A 19,432-nucleotide genomic window follows, 5' to 3' on the forward strand; every position below is an offset into this window, starting at 1 on the left:
ACGATGCGGTGACGACCACGCCGCGATCAGGCGATGCTCGTCACCGCGTGAGGCAACGTCCCCTGTCAGCCGACGAACGCGCGCTCGACGAGGTAGTGACCCGGCGCGTGGTTGTGACCTTCCACAAAGCCGCGCTTTTCCAGCAACTCGCGCGTGTCCTTGAGCATGGCCGGGCTACCGCACAGCATGACGCGGTCGTTTTCCGGAGTGAATTCCGGCAGGCCGATGTCGGCGAACATCTTGCCCGATTCCACCAGCTCCGTAATACGGCCCTGGTTCTCGAATTCTTCGCGCGTGACGGTCGGATAGTAGATCAGCTTGTCGCGGACATACTCGCCCAGATACTCATGCTCCGGCAGGTGCTGGGTAATCAGATCGCGATACGCCAGTTCGCTGGCGAAGCGGCAGCCGTGCACCAGAATGATGTGCTCGTAGCGGTCGTAGACTTCCGGATCTCGAATGATGCTCATGAACGGCGCGAGGCCCGTGCCCGTCGAGAGCAGATACAGATTCTTGCCCGGCAGCAGATTGTCGTTGATGAGCGTGCCGGTCGGCTTGCGGCCGACGATGACCTTGTCGCCCGGCTTCAAATGTTGCAGACGCGAGGTCAGCGGACCGTCCTGCACCTTGATGCTCAGGAACTCCAGCTCTTCCTCGTAATTCGCGCTCGCCATGCTGTAGGCGCGCAGCAGCGGCTTGCCTTCCACTTCCAGACCAATCATCGTGAACTGGCCATTGACGTAACGGAACGAAGCGTCGCGAGTGGTCTTGAAGCTGAACAACGTATCAGTCCAGTGGTGGACTTCCAGCACGGTCTGTTGATTCTGAGTACTCATATTGGCTTGACGTTAGACAAAGGGCGACGCGGCACATCGGCAAAAACGGCGGCGCTGACGGCCGGGAATGCCTGCGTTGCGTGTGCACGGGCCGTCCTTGATGGCCCCGATGCCCGAGCGCCTGGTGCATCGGATCGACGCACTTTCGGTTTTGGGCGGGAAAACCCGACTATTTTACCCGAATTGGGAATTGCTTTCATTTGTCCGTGTGGGCCGCCAGGGGGCTCGGGCGGGGGGGGCGATGGCGACCCGGCGCCTGCCGCGGCCGGCGGCGGGCTGCCCGATATAGGGTCGTATCCCTGCGCGCCAAGATGCCAGGCCAACCGGCGAGCGCCGAGCGGCGGCGCGCACAGCAGGGCCGTCGCGAAGCCGGTCCCGTAAAGCGGCGGCCCGTTTAGCTGGCTGATCCACGTGAAGCCCGTGTTGAGCACCACGAGCAGCGCCTTGATGGGAATGCGCTTTACACACGGCGGGTCCCAGCGCGCCAATTTTTTTCGCCGTTGCGCCGTGCAAAATCCGTCAGGAAACCGACGCACCGTCGAAGCGGTACGGCCCATCGAACGGGCCGACAAAGGCGTGGTGTGTTCGCACGCCGGCCCCGGGTTGCCAGAGATGCAATGCGAAGCCGGGCGGTTCGAGCGAGATCGTCTCCGGAGCGCCAGGTGCCAGACCGAGCGAAATCTGATGCGCGGTGGACACGCACGTGCTGGCCATGACGTTGGGCGCACCGGGGACCTGGGCCTGGATGCTGCGGTGCAGGTGCCCGCAGATCACCCGCTCGATATGACCGTGGCACGACGTCACGCGCGCGAATCCCTCGCGCCCGGCGCTGGACAATCCGTAGCCGTCCATGAATTCGATGCCCGTCTCGAACGGCGGATGGTGCATCGCAATGATTGTCGGGCGTCCGGCGCAGGCGTGCAATTGCGCGTCGAGCCAGGAGAGCCGCGACTCGCAAAGGTGGCCGCTCGCGCCCGGCGGGTCCTGAGTATCGAGCGCCAACACGGTCGTCGGGCCCAGGTCGACACGATATTGTAAAAATTCGTAACCGGTTCGCAGATAAACGTGCTCGGGAAACGCGTCGCGCAACGCCTCACGATGGTCATGATTGCCCACGACCAGGTACAACGGCATGGTCAGTTCCGCGAGACACTCCCGGAGTACTTCGTATTCCGACGGATGCGCCGTATCGATGAGATCGCCGGTCGCGATCACGGCATCGGGACGCGGCGTCAGGTGATTGATGGCGGCGATCGCGCGACGCAGCGCAAGTGCGGTGTCGACACGCCCACACGCCAGCGCGCCGGGACGCGTGACGTGAAGATCGGTGATCTGGCAGAGCAGCATGAGACTTTCCTTGATGACGAATGGCGCCGCCATTCGAGTGTAGGACGCGCACGCTCGCGCGCGGTCCACTGGCCGCGGACACGCTAGACGTCGCAGATGACAAGCCAGTGACGCCCCGACGATCGCCGCTGCCGTGCACGCGCGGTGCAACCAAAAGTCGCCCCGCCGCGCAAGCCCCGATCAGCTAGGGAAACTCCCAAAGCCCGCCCGGCAAGGGATTGCAGGCGGGCATGACCGAAGATGCCCGCAGTTACCGGGGTTTTGCCATCAAGAACAAGAAAGTACGCGGCATAGCGCAACAAAATCGCCGCAAACCGTTGTCAGGACTGGCCCACAGCGCGCCGATGGCTCTATAATGCGGCTGCCCGGCCAGTGCCAGCGCCCTCACGATATGTGACGAAACCGATCCCCGGATCGGGTTCGCGTAACGTGCCGCGAAGGCGACATTCTGGCGTGAGCCGCGTGCCTTATGGCGCGGATACAACACCGGCACTCGCCAAATGGCGAAAGTGTTAGAGTTGTCGCCGGTATTCACCACCTCTCAAGGGAAACACACATGAACAAACAGGAACTGATCGACGCCGTCGCCGGCGCTACGGGTGCCAGCAAGGCTCAAACCGGCGAGACCATCGATACGCTAATCGAGGTTATCAAGAAAGCCGTCGCCAAGGGTGATACGGTTCAGTTGATCGGCTTCGGCTCGTTCGGTTCGGGCAAGCGTGCCGCGCGTACCGGCCGCAACCCGAAGACCGGCGAAGCGATCAAGATCCCGGCCGCCAAGACCGTGAAGTTCACGGCTGGCAAGGCGTTCAAGGACGCTGTGAACAAGAAGTAAAGCCAGTTGCGCGCAGGCCGGCCTTCGTGCCGGCCTATCTTTTTTGCTCGCCCGGCCATTCGCGGTAGGCGGCAACAAATGGACGTTGCATCATCCTCTAGCGAGGTCCACGACTGATGTAACGCTGCGCGCCTCGCGGGTGTCCTGCGCACCGATTCCCGGAGATCCGGGCGCCCGCGACAAATTCCCCTCGGTAGTTCAAGGGCCCTCGGCCCGCAATCCCTCTTCCCGCTCTTCCCGCTCTTCCCGCTCTTCCCGCTCTTCCCGCTCTTCCCGCTCTTCCCGCTCTTCCCCGCGTACCGATCCACGGCATCGTGTCGCAGCGTATTTTTTCGTCACGCTTGCCCCCGAGTCTTCTATGCTATGTTGCGTGACATGACACGCGCGACGACTGCGGCCATTGCCGCCTCTGCCGAGGGATCGCCCGCCGATGGCCATACCGAAGCGGCTGCGACGTCCCCGCCCGGCGCCAAACAGGCGCGGCGCACGTCGGCCGCACACCTGCTCGTCGCCCTCGCCGCGCTTGCGCTGACGCAATGGCCGACATCGCGGGGGGCACACGCCGGCGCCCCACCCGCCGAATCGATCGATCCGGAAGCACTGCACGCCTTGCGAATTACCGCGCGCCGCCTGCGCACGTTGCTCGACGTCTTTTCGCCGTGGATCAAACCGCGGTGGCGCCGCGAGTTGACGGAAGAATTGCACTGGCTCGGCGAGTCGACCGGCCTGACACGAGACGCCGATGTGTTCGCCACGTCCACGTTACCCGCACTGCGCATCGACCATCCGGCTATCGACTGGCCCGCCATCGACGCACATGTCGCGAAACTGCGTGGGGACGCCAACAGAAAGGCCGCCGAAGCCTTGACGAGCGATCGTCAGCGTGCACTGCACTCGTGCTTGCGCGACGCTTTTGGCATACAGAACGACGGCAGTGCCGACCCGCGCGCCGCCAAAGCCCTGCGACGCCCGTCGCGCACTCCCGGCAAGCGCCCTCGCGCGCTGGCCAAACATGCACACAATGTGCTGCGCGCGCGATACATCGCATTGTTTCCGCAAGCGCGCCAGCTGGCGATGCTCGACACCGAACAACTGCACGCCTTGCGCGTGAAGCTGAAGCAAGCTCGCTACAGCACCGAAGCGCTGGCGCCATGGATGCGCAAGGCGGTCCGCGCGCCGTATCAGGATACGCTTCGCGTCGCGCAGGAATTGTTGGGGCAAGTCAACGACGCGGTCGTCGCGCAACGTCTTCTCGAAGCCATGGCCCTGAGCGCTGCCCACCGCGACACACTCACGGGTCGCCTCGACAGCCTGATCGTGAATACCACGAGTCGTGCGGCCCATGTGCTGTGTCATCTACCTGACGCCCACACCCTCGAACGCGGCATGCGTCCGGGGCGGGGATGAAGCGGGCGTCGGCAAGTTCGCTCGGCCCGCGCCGTGCGTCACACCACTTTCGTGCGCAGCAGACGCATGCCATTGGCGATCACCAGCAGGCTCGCGCCAACGTCGGCGAACACGGCCATCCACAGTGACGCCAGGCCAACGACAGCCAATGCGAAGAACACGACCTTGATGGCCAGTGCCATCGCGATGTTCTGCTTGAGCACCGTCGCAGACCGTCGGGACAACATCAGGAATGCCGGCAGCTTTCGCAGATCGTCGTCCATCAGAGTGACGTCGGCCGTCTCGAGCGCGCTATCGGTCCCCGTGACCCCCATCGCAAACCCCACGTCGGCTGCCGCCAGTGCAGGCGCATCGTTGATGCCATCGCCGACCATGCCCACGTGACCGAACTTTTCGCGAAGCGACGACACTGCCTGCCACTTGTCCTCGGGCAGCATCTCGGCACGCACATCGCTCACGCCGGCCTGCTCGCCGATCACCTGTGCGGTCGCGCGATTGTCGCCCGTCAGCATGACGGTGCTCACGCCCATGGTCGTCAATCGCGCAACGGCCTCCCGGCTTTCTTCCCGCAACGTGTCGGCCACGGCCAGCACCGCGAGCGCCTGCGTTTCGCTGGCCAGCACGATTGCCGTGCGCGCCTGCGCCTCGAGACGCGCGAGCTCGGCTTCCACGGTCGCATTGCACACGCCCAGCGACTCGATCAGACGATGATTGCCCAGGTAATACAGCGCCTGTCCCACGCGCCCCTTCACGCCCATGCCAGCAAGCGCCTCGACATCGGTCACTTCCGGCAGATCTCCCAGCTTCGCCTGCCGGAACCCGTCGACGACGGCGCGCGCGATGGGGTGCGTGGTCTGGGCGTCGAGGGCAGCGGCGAGCGTCAGCACGTCGTCGTGCGACGCACTCCCCAGTGGCACCACGTCGGTGAGGTGTGGCTCCCCTCGCGTGAGGGTGCCCGTCTTGTCGAGCGCCACCGCCCGAATCAGACGGCCGCTCTCGAGGAACGCGCCGCCCTTGATCAGAATGCCGGCGCGCGCCGCAGCGGTCAGACCGCTCACCACGGTCACTGGCGTGGAGATCACCAATGCGCAGGGACACGCGATGACCAGCATCACCAGCGCCTTGTAGATCCACGGCGACCACGCAAGACCGAAGGCCAGCGGCGGCACGATCGCCACCAGCAATGCGCAGAGCACGACGACCGGCGTATAGATGCGCGAGAACTTATCGACGAAACGCTGCGTGGGCGAGCGTTGCTGCTGCGCCGTCTCGACGATGCGTACGATGCGCGCGAGCGTCGTGTCACCGGGCGCCACGTTGGTGCGGTAGACGATCAGCCCGCTCTCGTTGATGCTGCCCGCGTAGACGTCGTCGCCCACGGTCTTGTCGACGGGCACGCTTTCGCCCGTGATCGATGCCTGATTGAGCGCCGAACTCCCTTGCTCGATGACGCCGTCGATGGCGATGCGCTCTCCCGGACGAGCGCGCACGCGCGCACCGATCGGCAGCGTCGCCGCAGGCACCTCGCGCCAGCTGCCGTCAGGCTGCTCGACCGATGCCTGATCAGGTGCCAGGCGCATGAGTGCCTCCACGGCGCGCCGTGCACGCGAGAGCGACGCCGCTTCGAGCTTCTCCGATAGCGCGAAAAGCACGATCACCATCGCCGCTTCCGGCCACTGCCCGATGACCATCGCGCCGATGACCGCGAGCGACATCAGGAAATGTATGTTCAGCGTGAGGTGACGCAGTGCGATCCAGCCTTTCTTGAGCGTCGGCAGGCCGCACGCGAGAATCGCGGCGACCACCATGGCGCCGACCCATGGGCTATGCTCCGGCACGCCCGACCAGACGACGATCTCGCTCGCCGCGGCGAGTACGCCGCCAGCAACGAGACCCGCCACGTCGGACTTGCGACCGGCCGGCGGCGGCGGTGCGGCTTCGCCTTCAGTGAGCGGAACCGGCGTCATGCCAAGTTTGCGCAGGGTGTCGGCCACCGCGTCGCCATGACGGCTGACGTCGTCCGTCGAGCTACGGGCGTCGAACACGACCGTCAATTCACGTTTCAACAGGTTGAAGTACAGGCCGTCGACCCCCGGGCGCCGCTCCAGTTGGTCACGGATCAAACGCTCCTCCGTGGGGCAATCCATCTGATCGATACGGAAGCGCGCCTGCGGCGCGTTGGCGTCGGGCGTGCCTGTCGGCGCCGACGGGGCGAACGCGGCGCCAGCGGCACAACACGAAGCCGTCGAATGGCCGTTTGCCCCACCCGGCGCGCAGGCATCGCCATGATCATGCGCGTGATCATGCGAATGGCCATGCGAGGCGTCATGATCGTGCCGATGCGCATGCCCGTGGTCGTGGCCATGCGCGTGGCCGGAAACGTCGCCGCGGTGACCCGGCGCCGCGCCATCCGTCACGCTCGCGCCCGCCAGACGTGTCACATCCGAGGGATCCGAGGGTTTGGACATGTGAACTCCTGGTTTACTGATTCGTGTTACTCTCCATTGAAAACCCTGTAGTGACTACGGAGTCAAGCATGAAAATCGGAGAACTGGCCCGGGCGGCGGGTACCGATGTCGAAACGATCCGCTATTACGAGCGTGCCGGCCTCCTGTCGGCCCCGCCGAGGACCGACACGGGCTACCGCGCCTACGGCGAAGACCATCTGGAAGCGCTGCGCTTCATTCGCCACTGCCGCTCGCTCGACATGCCGCTCGCCGACGCGAAGCGTTTGAGCGAACTCGCCTACGATACGAACGTGACCTGCGAAGACGCCAACCACCTGATCGAGGCACATCTGGCCCGTGTCCATGCCCGCATCCATGAGTTGCAAGCGCTCGAGCAGCAGTTGCTGCATCTGCAGGCACAATGCCAGAGCCGACACGAAACGAGCGATTGCGGCATCCTGCGCGCGCTCATGCAAGGGGCTCATGGCGAAGCCTGCGCCTGCCACAGCGAAAGCGATCCCGTCGACGTCGCCTGCGACCACGATCCTCTGCATGCGTGATCCAGGCGCGCGCCGCCCTCCCGGTGCCTGACCAGCGCCGTCCCGCCTCCATGGGCGAGTGACGCCCCCCTCGTAAACCAATCGACGTCGCCTGCGCGAGCGTCGCTCCCTCCAACGGCCCCCCCTGCGCTGCCAGGGTTGCCCGCGCGGGCGCCGATGCGTCGGACATCGCTTGCCGAACGCGACATCCCCCGACGAACGGGATACGCCACGCGCTCCCTGGGATGATCGCCTCGACCCAGCGCACCGGGCGATCGTGGCGATTCACCGCGCCCGCCCTGAAAACAGGGGCAAAACACCGCAGTTTCTATACAATGTTCCGCACGCGTCGCGACGCAGGCCTTTCGTTCGTGCAAGGCCCTGCGGTTCGATGCTCAGGATGCGCACGAATATGTCGTAATCCGTTCCAATTCTTGCTTCTTTGTCGGAGATCTTATGTCCAGCGATGTATCCGCGACGCCCGTGCCCGCGACGCAAAGCAGCGCCGACATCGTCATCATGGGTGCGGGGGCTGCCGGCATTTCCGTCGCGGCCAGCCTGCGCCGCCGCCGGCCGTCCCTGACGATCACGATCGTGGACCCGGCCGACACGCATTACTACCAGCCGGCATGGACGCTTGTGGGTGCGGGTGAATTCGATCCTGCGCGCACGGCCCGGCCGATGGCAAGCGTCATCCCCGAAGGCGTCGATTGGATTCAGGCGGCCGTCATGGCTTTCGCGCCGGAACGTTCGCAGATTCTTCTCTCCAACGGACGTCCGTTGACCTACCGCTACCTCATCGTGGCGCCGGGACTGCAACTGAACTGGGAAGCGATCGACGGCCTGACCGATACGCTCGGGCGTAATGGCGTCACTTCCAACTATCGCTTCGACCTCGCACCGTACACCTGGTCGCTGGTACGCGACTTCAAGGGCGGCAACGCCCTGTTCACGCAACCGCCCATGCCGATCAAATGCGCGGGCGCACCACAGAAGGCGATGTATCTGTCGGCCGACACCTGGCGCCAGCGCGGCGTGCTCGACAAGACCAAGATCGAATTCCATCTGGTGGCGCCGGCGCTGTTCGGCGTGAAGGAGTACGTTCCCGCGCTGATGGCGTATGTGAACCGCTACGGCATTTCGCTCAACCATCTCTCCCATCTGCGCGCGGTCGACGGTGAGCGCCGCGTGGCTCGCTTCGAGATTTTCGATGCTGACGGTCAGTCGCAGTTCGTGGACAAGCCGTTCGATCTGCTGCATGTCGTGCCGCCACAAAGCGCGCCCGACGTATTGCGCGCAAGCCCGCTCGCCGATGCGGCGGGTTGGTGCGAAGTCGATCACGCCACGCTGCGTCATCCGCGCTACGCAAACGTCTTCGGGCTCGGCGACGCCATTTCGGCGCCCAATGCCAAGACCGCTGCCGCAGCCCGCAAACAGGCTGTCGTCGTGGCTGAAAATCTGCTCGCCACCATGGACGGCCGCCCCCTTCCCCTGCATTACGATGGTTATGGCGCTTGCCCGCTCACGGTGGAACACGGCAAGATCGTGCTCGCCGAGTTTGGCTATGGCGGCAAGCTGCTGCCCACGTTCCCTATCGATGGCACGCGTGCGACCCGCACCGCCTGGATGCTCAAAAAGTACGTACTGCCCAAGGTCTATTGGGATTACATGCTTCGCGGGCGCGAATGGCTGGCACGACCGAGCCGCCCCCGACCATAGGTGAAACCCCAACTCAATTTTCAGACACGGGTGCCGTTAAAAACGAAAGAACCCGGTTTCGCGACCGGGCACGAGCTTCTAGTCGGGCCACGCCTTGCGCGCGGTCTGCCGGAGCGCGGGAGGATGGCACGTGGTGGCGCGACGGCGCTCACGCGCCCCCCGTTCCCCGCACGATGGCCGACACATTTACGCGTCTTATGCAGAACATGATTCAAGGGTTTTCTGGCGGCACGACCTGTTCGACGCGCGGGCTTGCGATGCCCTGCGGCTTTACACGCGGCAATGACCAACGTTCAACCGAGCGGACACCCGGTGCCCGCCTGCCGAGATGAACGATACGAACGCGCTGCGCCGGCAAGTCGTTCTCGCCGACCTCCTGCTGGACCGCCAGCGGCTCCTTCGCGCCCTCAGCCTGGAGTTGCGAACCCCCAGCCCCCCCAACAGCCACAGCGCGCTGGTGGTGCTGCACGTCGGGCGAGGTCAGCGCACGGCGACCAGCCAATCCGCCGTTTCCGACGCCGATCTGCTCGCGACCATCGCGTTCAGAATCGGCTCGCGTATCCGCCGGCGCGATCTCATTGGCCGGGTATCCGATCAGCAGATAGCCATCCTCCTGCGCGATCTCGGCAGCCGTGAGGCGGCGGTGCAAGTCACCCGTCGCTTCATCCGCTCGGGCGAGTCGCCGGTGCCGTGCGGCAACGGCCTGCTTTACCCGATCCTGTCCGCGGGCATCACGCACCTGCCGCAGGTGCCCGTGTGGCCCGCCACGCTGCTCGAACACACCTCCGACGTCGCCGATCAGGCCATCCGCGAGAGCGCGTCGCGCTTTCTTGTCACGGAAGCCCCTTGCGCGCCGACCGAGGGCATCAACCCGCCGGACGAGGCAGGCAACGAACACCATTGGCGCAGTGCCATCGGACGCGCGCTGTCGGATTCGGAATTCCGCCTGCATTACCAGCCGCAAATCGATATGCGCACTCACCGGCTCACCGGACTCGAGGCGCTGATCCGCTGGCAGCGCGACGACGAACTGATCATGCCCGGCGAGTTCATTCCGGCAGCCGAACGGTGCGACGTGATCGGACCGATCGGCGACTGGACGCTCCAGGAGGCCTGCCGGCAACTCGATCAGTGGCACAAGGCGGGGGAGGAATACCCGCGCGTGGCCGTCAACCTGTCCGCGCAGCAGATGCGCGTGCAGACGCTGGAGACCGTGCGTTACGCCCTTCGGCACCATCGCGTGCCGCCGGACAAGCTCGAAATCGAAATCACCGAATCGTCGCTGATCTCGCACCTCGACGAAGCCGCCACGTTGATGAACGAACTCGTGGCCATGGGCGTGCGGTTGTCGCTCGACGATTTCGGCACCGGCTATTCGAGTTTCGTGCGTCTGAAACGCTGGCCGTTCGGCACCGTGAAGATCGATTACCAGTTCGTGGCCGGCGTACTGCTCGGTGGCTACGACACCGAACTCATCCGTGCGATCATCGCCATTGCCCGCAAGCTCGAAATCGAAACCGTCGCGGAAGGTGTCGAGACCAGCGCGCAACGCGATGCCCTCGCCTCGATGGGCTGCCACGCGTGGCAGGGTTATCATTGCACACGTCCCCTTCCGCCCGGACACATCGAGACATTCATCCGAGACTGGCACGGGCGCCTGTAAGCGCGTCTGCACCCGCATTTGCCGTTGCTCAACGCTTTGTTCAATCGCCGCCGCACCGTTTCCGCCCTGCTAAGCGGCACGACCATCCTGCTGGGTGTGCTTGCTGCCTGGGCCTTCTCCCGCTTCGCCGCCGATCAACTCGTGGCGAGCCGTTCGGCGCGCCTGCTCTTCGAAGAGCGCAGTATCGCCAGCCGGCTGGCTCATGGTACGGTCCATACGGTCAATCAGGACCTGATGCTCATTCGCGGCATTCCCCGCGTGCTTGCGCAGATCGGGCAGATTCAGGATGCCGCCGCCGCCATCGACGCCCAACCGGTGAAGCGCCTGCCGCCAAAGGTGGCCAGACACGCGCTGCTTGCCAACCCGCAACTCAAACCCGTGAACGCGCTGCTGAGCGCCGCGCAACAGTACTTCGGCGCCGATCTCGTCTGGCTGGGCACGTCCGACGGCGTGACGATCGCCTCGAGCGACGCCGACACGGCGAATCCGCTCGTCGGCGACAACTTCGGCGACCGCGCGTACTTCAATGCGGCCGTGCTCGGCGGAGCGGGCCAGCAATACGTCATCGGACGCAAGACGGGGCTCCCCGGGATCTACTTCACGGCGCCGGTCTATCACGACGGCCGTCTAGTCGGCGTGGTGGTGGTCAAGCTCGGCATTCGCAGACTGTCGCACTGGGTGGATACCGGTGCTTCGTTTGTTACGGACCCCAATGGCGTCATCCTGCTCGCCAACGATCCGACATTCACCGGCTTGGCCGTGCCCGGCGCCAGGGTCTTCCGCATGACGCCCGACGAACGGCGTCATCTGTACAAGCGGGAAGACTTCACCGTAGTCCCCATCGAGGCATACGATCTTGCGCCCGGCACGCCCGCGATCTTCCGGCACAGGGGCAGCGGCGACACCGGAAAACACGTGGCCCGTCTCGTTCGCATACGCCCGGACAACCAGCCGTTCCTGCTGGAAGCCGAGGTGTCGACCGACGACGATCTCGTGATCTACACCATGAGCGAGGCGCCCACGCTCGGCAGCCTGTCCATCGAACGCCGCCGCTACGCAGTCCTGGTGTTTGCCTTGCTGCTAAGCTCCGCTGGCGCGCTGTACCTGCTGGTTAGGTACCTGCGTCGAGAAAAACTTCAACTGTCCGACACTCTCGCCAAGAATGCCGCGCTCGAGCATGAAGTCAAATACGATGCGCTCACAGGGGCGCTGTCGCGCGGCCACTTCCTCAAGCGCCTGAATTCGGAAGTCGCACGGGCCGAGGCGACCGGCATGCCTGCCTGCGTCATACTCGTGGATCTCGACCATTTCAAGCAGATCAACGACACCTGGGGGCATGCACGCGGCGATACGGTTCTGGCCCACTTCGTCCACCTTTGTCACGAATCGTTACGCGAAGATGACATTTGTGGTCGTTTGGGTGGCGAAGAATTCGCTATCATCCTGAGTGGTGCAACGGAGGCCCGAGCCTTTGAAGCCGCCGAGCGGCTGCGCGACGCCGTTCACACCAGCCGCATTCCCGTCGACGACCGGACGCTTCAATTCACGATCAGCGCCGGTGTCGCGCAATGGCACCCTCGCGATGACGCCAATGCATGGCTCAGACGTGCCGATGCGGCGCTTTATCTTGCCAAATCTCACGGACGCGATCGTTGCGCCCGTGAATCCGACCTCCGGGACCTCACCCGAGGCGGATCGTAACGGACTTCGGGCTCACCGGCCCGGGGTCGCCAACCCAGACCGGACCGATGCCCAAGACGAATTTCGCCACATTCGCCCCATCGCCGCTGCGCGTCCTGCAATGCGGGGCGACGGCGCTCTGCCTGGCCCTGAGCCAGACAGCCCACGCCGATCTCTCGCTATTGCAACCGCCACGCGCGCTGGCCGGCGGCGCACCGCTCCAGCTCATCCTGCTCGCCACCCAGGACACCCCCGGGCGCAAGACGATCAAAGTACCGGCCGAGATCGTCGTGCGCGTCTCCAACGACGACTTCAAGCCCACGCTGCTGCACCTCAAGCGCGCCGCGCTCGAGCCGTCCGAAGTCACGCTCTCGAACGGCCAGTTTCGGCGCATTTCGTACTCCGCAGTATTGCCCGCCGAATGGCGCGGTTCGGTGCGTATCGAGCCCGTCGACTGGGATGCATCGACGACCACCATCGTGCTCGATCGGGCCGCGCCGGCAGAGCCGATGGTGGCAGCCGCACCGGCGCCTTCGGGCACGGGCGGTGCATCGTCGGCCGTGCCCGCCGCCCCTTCGGCTCCTGCCGCCTCCGGCGCATCGGCCGCGGCATCCCCCGACGTGATTGCCCCCACCAGCGACACCGAGTTCGCGCGCATCTCGTCCAATGAGCCGATGTACATTGCCTTTGGGAAGAACGGCGATGCCAATGCGCGCTTCCAGTTGAGCTTCAAGTTCCACATCCTGAAGCCGGACAATCCGACGTCGAAGGCCTTCCTCGACAATCTGTATTTCGGCTATACCCAACTGTCGATCTGGGATCTCGAAGCCGAATCGGCCCCGTTCCGGGATTCGAACTACCGGCCGAGTCTGTTCTACTACGTCCCCGATACCGGCGTACGCGCCGGCTGGTTTTCGTCGCTGGGCGTCGCCGCCGGGTTCGAGCACGAATCCAATGGCAAGGCCGGCACCGATTCCCGAAGCATTAACACGGTGTTCGTCAAACCCATCTTCAAGTTCGGCAATCTGTCCGACTATCACTGGACGATCGCGCCAAAGTTCTATGCGTATGTCGAGAAAAAAGACAACCCCGACATCCAGAACTATCGCGGCTACATGGATCTGCTTGTTTTGTGGGGCAAGCCGAACGGTTGGCAGATCGGCGCAACGCTGCGCAAGGGCATGAAACGCAACTACGGCAGTGTGGACGTTCAGGTGACGTATCCCCTGGGCAAGCTGATCCCAGGAACCGGCGGCTATCTCTGGCTCGGTTACTTCACAGGCTACGGCGAAGACATGCTCGACTACAACCGGCATTCGCCGTCACAGGTGCGGATCGGTTACAGCGTATTCCGTTGGTAGCCCCGCCGCGGCAACGGCAACCATCGCCCGTCTACCCCAAATCCGTCCGCAATGTCCACCCGTCGCCCCCCGGACATAGGGAGAATCGAAACCGGCATCGCCATCGGTGAGATAATGGCGCGACGCCACCCTCCCTCGCAGCCCAATCCGAAATATCCTTTATGTCCGAACTGCACGACCGCCCCGACAGCCCTTGTATTGGCGTTTGCTCGACGCTCTTCGACGACGTCTGCAAGGGGTGCGGCCGCACCGCCTCCGAAGTGTCCAACTGGGTGTTCTTCAGCGACGAGGAGAAAGCGGCCGTGTGGGAACGCATCACGCGCGACGGCACGGCCATGCGTTTCTGCGACAACGGCGCTACGACTTCGCCGACTTGAACTGAAGCGACTTGTATTCGAGGAATTCCTCGAAGCCATAGACACCGTTCTCACGGCCATGCCCGGACTGCTTGAAACCGCCGAACGGTGCCTGAACGTTGAACTCCCCGCCGTTGATGTCGACCTGCCCCGTGCGGATCTGACGCGCCACGCGCACCGCCCGCGCCTCGTCGCCTGACCACACGCCTCCGCCCAATCCGTAGATCGAGTCGTTGGCAATGCGCACGGCATCGGCCTCGTCCTGATAGGTGATGATCGACAATACCGGGCCGAAAATTTCCTCCTGCGCCACGGTCGCGTCCGGCGTGACACGCCCCAACACCGTCGGCTGCACGAAAAAACCCGCTTCGAAGCCTTCGGGCACGGCATCGCCGCCGGCAATCAGTTCCGCCCCCTCCGCCAATCCCTTGCGAATGTAGTGCTGCACGCGCTCGCGTTGTGCCGCCGAAGCCAGCGGCCCAAGGCGCGTCGTTTCCTCGCGCGGGTCGCCCAGCGTGAAGCGCGCAACGGCATCCTTCACCAGCGCCTTGACCTCGTCGTAGCGCGACGCCGGCACCAACATGCGCGTATGCGCCGAGCAGGTTTGCCCCGAATTGAGATAGCAGGCGTTGAGCGTCCCCTTCACCGCCGCGGCAAAGTCGGCATCGTCGAGCACCACGGATGCCGACTTCCCGCCCAACTCCAGTGCTACGCGCTTGACCGTTTGCGACGCCACTTCGGATACGCGCTTGCCCGCTCGCGTCGACCCGGTAAACGAGACCATGTCGACATCCGGATGACGTGCCAGCACTTCGCCAACGACCGGGCCGAGTCCCGTGACCAGGTTGAATACGCCAGCCGGCAAGCCCGATTCGGCGATCACCTCGGCAAGAATGAAGGCATTGAACGGCGCCACTTCGGACGGCTTGAGCACCACCGTGCAACCGGCCGCCAGCGCCGGCGCCACCTTGAGCGTGATCTGGTTCAACGGGTAGTTCCACGGCGTGATCGCCCCGACAACCCCCACCGGTTCGCGCACCACCAGCGAATTGCCGACGCGCGCCTCGAACTCGAACGTCTGCGCCAACTCCGCGTACTTGTTCCAGTGATACACGGGCCCACCGACCTGAATCGCACGCACCAGCTTGATCGGCATGCCGGTCTCGCCGGTCATGACCTCGGCCAACGCGTCGGTGCGGGCCTTCAGGCCCGCCGCGATCTTGCGCAGGTAACCCGCTCGTTCCGCCGGCGTCGTTGCCGCCCAGGCATCGCGCGCCTTGCGCGCTGCGGCGATGGCCGCCTCCGCATCGGCCGCATCGCCTTCGGGAATGCGGCCCATGAGCGTGCCATCGGCCGAGTGAAAGACGTCCAGCGTGCCGCGCCCGATCGGGGCAACCCATTGACCGTCGATGAAAAACTTGTCGTACGTCATCATGCAATGTCTCCTGAAGGGAGTTCCGCAACGAACACCCATTGTAGTGCGCCCACCCCGCGCTTTCGCCACTTCGCGCCGAAATCGGCGAAGGCCGATACGCGACTTCCGCTATTCCCAGGAGGCCATCAGACAGAAAGCGCGGTTGCAACGTCTGCCCCGGCGCCAGTGCGCCATGCACGCGGTGGGTCGATATCGGCCGGATGGTGCACGGATTTCACCCGCAAACAAAAACGGGGCGCCTGCCATGCAAGCGCCCCGTCAGGGGACCCCACCTGTCGCGCCCGGTCGGCAACCCGGCACACACGACGCGCACCAGGATGCTTTCGCCGATTCCGGAGACGCCTTAGACCTCGACGCCCTGGCTCGCCAGGTATTCGTCGTAAGTGCCCTGGTAATCGACCAGGGTGCCGTCGCTCTTCACTTCGATCACGCGCGTGGCGAGGCCCGACACGAATTCACGGTCGTGCGACACGAAGACCAGCGTCCCCGGATACTTGTCGAGCGCGATCTGCAGCGATTCGATCGATTCCATGTCCATGTGGTTGGTGGGCTCGTCCATCATCAGCACGTTGTGGCGGCCCAACATCAGCTTGCCCCAGATCATGCGCCCCTTCTCGCCGCCGGAGAGCACGCGAACCGACTTGCGCACATCGTCACCGCCGAAGAGCAGCCGACCGAGCGAGCCGCGGATCACCTGGTCGTCGTCGCCCTCCTTGCCCCACTGCGTCATCCAGTCGGTCAGCGTGACGTCTTCCGGGAACGCCTCGGACGTGTCCTGCGGCATGTAACCGATGTTGGCGTTTTCGGCCCACTTCACGTTACCCGCGTCGATCGGCAAATCGGTCATCAGACTGCGCAGCAGCGTCGTCTTGCCGGCACCGTTCTCGCCGATGATCGCGACGCGTTCGCCGGCACGCACCGCGCCCGTGAAGTTCTTGAAGATCTGACGGTCGTAAGCCTTCGAGATCCCTTCGAATTCGAACGCAAGGTTGTGCAGCTTCTTCTCGAACTCGAAGCGGATGAACGGGTTCTGGCGCGAGGACGGCTTGACGTCCTCGACCTTGATCTTGTCGATCTGCTTGAGACGGCTCGTCGCCTGACGCGCCTTCGACTTGTTCGCCGAGAAGCGACGCACGAAATCCTGAAGGTCGGAGATGCGTTCCTTCGCCTTCGTGTTCGCTGCCATCTGCCGCTCGCGGGCCTGCGCCGACGCCAGCATGTAGTCGTCGTAGTTGCCCGGATAGATGGTCAGCGTGCCGTAATCCATATCGGCCATGTGCGTGCACACGGCGTTCAGGAAGTGGCGATCGTGCGAAATGATGATCATGGTGGAATTACGCTCGTTGAGCACGTCTTCCAGCCAGCGGATCGTGTTGATGTCCAGGTTGTTGGTCGGTTCGTCGAGCAGCAGCACGTCCGGATTCGAGAACAGCGCCTGCGCCAGCAGCACACGCAGCTTCCAGCCAGGCGCGACGTTGCTCATCAGCCCCTGGTGCTGGTCCGTCGGGATGCCCACGCCCAGCAGCAGTTCGCCGGCACGCGCCTCGGCGGTGTAACCGTCGTACTCGGCGAACTTCGCCTCGAGCTCGGCGGCGTGCATGTAGTCGTCGTCCGTGGCTTCCGGATTCGCGTAGATGGCATCGCGCTCGCTCATGGCGGCCCACATTTCGGTGTGCCCCATCATCACGACGTCGAGCACGCGCATGTCTTCATACGCGAACTGGTCCTGCTTGAGCTTGCCCAGACGCACGTTCGGTTCGAGCATGACATTGCCGCTGCTCGGCTCCAGATCCCCGCCCAAAATCTTCATGAATGTCGACTTGCCGCAACCGTTGGCGCCGATCAGGCCGTAGCGGTTACCCCCGCCAAATTTGACGGAGATGTTCTCGAAGAGCGGCTTGGCGCCGAATTGCATCGTGATATTGGCAGTAGACAGCACAGGCGGTATCCGGGAGATGAGGTGCGGTGGCACAAAATTGCACCACGAAACCGGACATTTTAACACCGATGCGTGTCGTGCGCCCCCTGCGCCCCCTCCCGTCCTGTGAACGTTCCCAAATTTGACGCGCAGCACGGACACGGGCGCCCACCGGCCTTAGGCTGCCTCGCGCCGTCACGGCTCGCTCGCTCCGACGACGCCTCGCGTCGGGGGCGACAAGGCCCCCCGGTCCAATGCCCCGGTGCCACCGAGCGGTCGCACCGGCGACACCACCCTGTCAGAGAACCTTCACATGACTGTCAACCTCGGCGCGACGTCGCCTTCCCACCTGTCACACCTGTCACGCCACATGCGCCACGTGCGCCCGCAGCCTCCCCAGTGCCCCTCTCGCCCGACGCGCACCGAACGGCAGCCGCTGTCGTTGCCGGCGGGTAGCGCAGACAATTCCGCTCAGGCATCCGTCCCGACCGCGCCATCGGTCCAGCCGGCTCGACCGGTGCCACCGGCCGTCGACGCGGCCCGCGCCGCCCAGGAGTGATCAGCGGCGTCGACAAGCCGCAGCGGCGTTCAGCACCATAAAAAAACCGCCGGCAAGACCGGCGGTTTTCCGTCATCGCGCTGCGCCGTCGCAAGACGGCCCACTGGCTCACTGCTTCGGTAGCGAGCCTTCCACGCCCTCGACGAACCAGTTGATCTGGTGCTTCTCGTCGTCGTTGAGCGTCTTGCCGGCCGGCACGATTTCCTTGCCGTCCTGCCCCTTGATCGGGCCGGTGAACGGGTCGTACTTGCCGTCTCGGATCGCGTCGTGGCGTGCGGTCACGGCCTTGCGCACCGCTTCAGGCACCGCCTTGTCGTTGATCGCCACCAGGTTGATCTCGTCTTCCTTGATGCCACCCCAGACCGGCGTGTTCTTCCACGATCCCTGCATCACTTCCTCGACCGTGCGGACGTAGTACTTGCTCCAGTCGATGGCGGCCGACGCCAGATGCGCATTCGGGCCGAACTTGCTCATGTCCGAGTCCCAGCCGAAGGCGTGGATCTTCTTCTCTTCGGCCACTTGCATGACCACAGCCGAGTCGACGTTCTGCATCAGTACGTCGGCGCCCTGACCCACGAGCGATTCAGCGGCCTGACGCTCCTTGCCCGGGTCGAACCAGCTGTTGATCCATACGACCTTCACCTTGACCTTCGGATTGACTTCGCGCGCGGCAATGGTGAAGGCATCGATGTTGCGGATCACCTCGGGAATCGGCACCGATGCCACGTAGCCGATCACGTTGGTCTTGGTCACATGACCGCCGACCACGCCCGCCAGATGCGCGCCTTCATACGTGCGCACGTCGTACGTGCCGAGATTTGGCGCGGTCTTGAAGCCGGTGGCGTGCTCGAACGTCACATCGGGAAAGTCAGCCGCGGTCTTGACCATCGAATCCATGTAACCGAACGACGTGCCGAAAATCAGCTTGTTGCCCTTGCTCGCGAGATCGCGGAACACGCGCTCGGAGTCGGCGCCCTCGGGCACGTTCTCCACCCGGGTCACGCTCACCTTGTCGCCGAACTTGGCCTCGACGGCCCTGGCGCCCTGCTCGTGGGCATAGGTCCAGCCCGCGTCGCCCGGGTTGCCGATGTAGACAAATGCCACGCCCATGGGGCCCTTGCCCGCCGCGGCGGCCGACGCCTGCGCATCCGAAGCTGCCGCCGGCGCACTGGCCGTGTTGTTCTCCTGCTTGCCGCAGGCGCTCACCAGCATGGCCGCCGCCAGGCTGGCCATCGTGATCAGGACTTTACGTCGCATCGATTCTCTCCTCGTCATCGATTGTTTCAGGTTGATTCTGTTGTCGCACACCGAACGGGCACCGCCGGCCCGG

At 64.4% G+C, this 19,432-nt stretch carries 15 protein-coding genes; 9 read left to right on the forward strand and 6 right to left on the reverse strand.

All coding sequences use genetic code 11. The features are described 5' to 3' along the window. Positions 1-65 precede the first annotated feature (65 nt). Positions 66-836, reverse strand: a complete 771-nt coding sequence (locus tag LV28_RS36870; RefSeq protein WP_023596159.1) for a ferredoxin--NADP reductase — start codon at positions 834-836, stop codon at positions 66-68. Positions 837-1,355: 519 nt separating this feature from the next. Next, positions 1,356-2,183 carry a phosphodiesterase gene (locus LV28_RS36875; protein WP_038620996.1) on the reverse strand — a complete coding sequence of 276 codons (828 nt, stop codon included), beginning with the start codon at positions 2,181-2,183 and terminating at the stop codon, positions 1,356-1,358. A 230-nt stretch (positions 2,184-2,413) separates the two neighbouring features. Between LV28_RS36875 and LV28_RS49385 the strand changes: the two genes are divergently transcribed. From LV28_RS49385 to LV28_RS36885, 3 genes are all read left to right on the forward strand, one after another. Next, positions 2,414-2,539 carry a hypothetical protein gene (locus LV28_RS49385; protein ID WP_255315156.1) on the forward strand — a complete coding sequence of 42 codons (126 nt, stop codon included), beginning with the start codon at positions 2,414-2,416 and terminating at the stop codon, positions 2,537-2,539. Between the two features lie 200 nt (positions 2,540-2,739). Continuing rightward, entirely contained in the window at positions 2,740-3,018 is a 279-nt protein-coding gene (locus LV28_RS36880) for an HU family DNA-binding protein (RefSeq protein ID WP_023596162.1), read from the forward strand. A gap of 363 nt (positions 3,019-3,381) precedes the next feature. Continuing rightward, positions 3,382-4,425 (forward strand): CHAD domain-containing protein, encoded by a 1,044-nt coding sequence (locus tag LV28_RS36885; protein ID WP_038617378.1) that lies wholly within the window; start codon positions 3,382-3,384, stop codon positions 4,423-4,425. A gap of 38 nt (positions 4,426-4,463) precedes the next feature. On the opposite strand, the gene LV28_RS36890 is transcribed toward LV28_RS36885, so the two are convergent. Continuing rightward, entirely contained in the window at positions 4,464-6,893 is a 2,430-nt protein-coding gene (locus LV28_RS36890; RefSeq protein WP_048806333.1) for a heavy metal translocating P-type ATPase, read from the reverse strand. 68 nt (positions 6,894-6,961) lie between these two features. On the opposite strand from LV28_RS36890, the gene LV28_RS36895 reads away from it, so the two are divergent. The 6 genes from LV28_RS36895 to LV28_RS36920 all read left to right on the forward strand — a co-directional run bounded on the left by LV28_RS36895 (position 6,962) and on the right by LV28_RS36920 (position 14,211). Then, a complete protein-coding gene (locus tag LV28_RS36895; protein ID WP_023596165.1) occupies positions 6,962-7,432 on the forward strand; it encodes a Cd(II)/Pb(II)-responsive transcriptional regulator in 471 nt (156 codons plus the stop codon). 435 nt (positions 7,433-7,867) lie between these two features. Beyond that, positions 7,868-9,130 carry an NAD(P)/FAD-dependent oxidoreductase gene (locus LV28_RS36900; RefSeq protein WP_048806332.1) on the forward strand — a complete coding sequence of 421 codons (1,263 nt, stop codon included), beginning with the start codon at positions 7,868-7,870 and terminating at the stop codon, positions 9,128-9,130. A gap of 328 nt (positions 9,131-9,458) precedes the next feature. Then, positions 9,459-10,793, forward strand: a complete 1,335-nt coding sequence (locus tag LV28_RS36905; RefSeq protein WP_023596167.1) for a putative bifunctional diguanylate cyclase/phosphodiesterase — start codon at positions 9,459-9,461, stop codon at positions 10,791-10,793. A gap of 24 nt (positions 10,794-10,817) precedes the next feature. After that, a complete protein-coding gene (locus LV28_RS36910) occupies positions 10,818-12,494 on the forward strand; it encodes a sensor domain-containing diguanylate cyclase (protein ID WP_038617375.1) in 1,677 nt (558 codons plus the stop codon). A 47-nt stretch (positions 12,495-12,541) separates the two neighbouring features. Next, positions 12,542-13,834 carry a phospholipase A gene (locus LV28_RS36915; RefSeq protein ID WP_038617372.1) on the forward strand — a complete coding sequence of 431 codons (1,293 nt, stop codon included), beginning with the start codon at positions 12,542-12,544 and terminating at the stop codon, positions 13,832-13,834. Between the two features lie 161 nt (positions 13,835-13,995). Continuing rightward, positions 13,996-14,211 carry a DUF1289 domain-containing protein gene (locus tag LV28_RS36920; RefSeq protein WP_023596170.1) on the forward strand — a complete coding sequence of 72 codons (216 nt, stop codon included), beginning with the start codon at positions 13,996-13,998 and terminating at the stop codon, positions 14,209-14,211. On the opposite strand, the gene LV28_RS36925 is transcribed toward LV28_RS36920, so the two are convergent. From LV28_RS36925 to LV28_RS36935, 3 genes are all read right to left on the reverse strand, one after another. Next, on the reverse strand, positions 14,192-15,625 hold the full coding sequence (locus LV28_RS36925; RefSeq protein ID WP_038617369.1) for an aldehyde dehydrogenase family protein: 1,434 nt from the start codon (positions 15,623-15,625) through the stop codon (positions 14,192-14,194). The genes LV28_RS36920 and LV28_RS36925 overlap by 20 nt on opposite strands. Positions 15,626-15,968: 343 nt before the next feature. Continuing rightward, complete coding sequence (locus tag LV28_RS36930; RefSeq protein ID WP_023596172.1) at positions 15,969-17,564, reverse strand: ABC-F family ATPase; 1,596 nt, start codon at positions 17,562-17,564, stop codon at positions 15,969-15,971. A gap of 646 nt (positions 17,565-18,210) precedes the next feature. Beyond that, positions 18,211-19,359, reverse strand: a complete 1,149-nt coding sequence (locus tag LV28_RS36935; protein ID WP_023596173.1) for a BMP family ABC transporter substrate-binding protein — start codon at positions 19,357-19,359, stop codon at positions 18,211-18,213. Between the last annotated feature and the right edge of the window lie 73 nt (positions 19,360-19,432).

This window comes from Pandoraea pnomenusa, from assembly GCF_000767615.3.
GTDB classification, from domain to species: Bacteria; Pseudomonadota; Gammaproteobacteria; order Burkholderiales; family Burkholderiaceae; genus Pandoraea; species Pandoraea pnomenusa.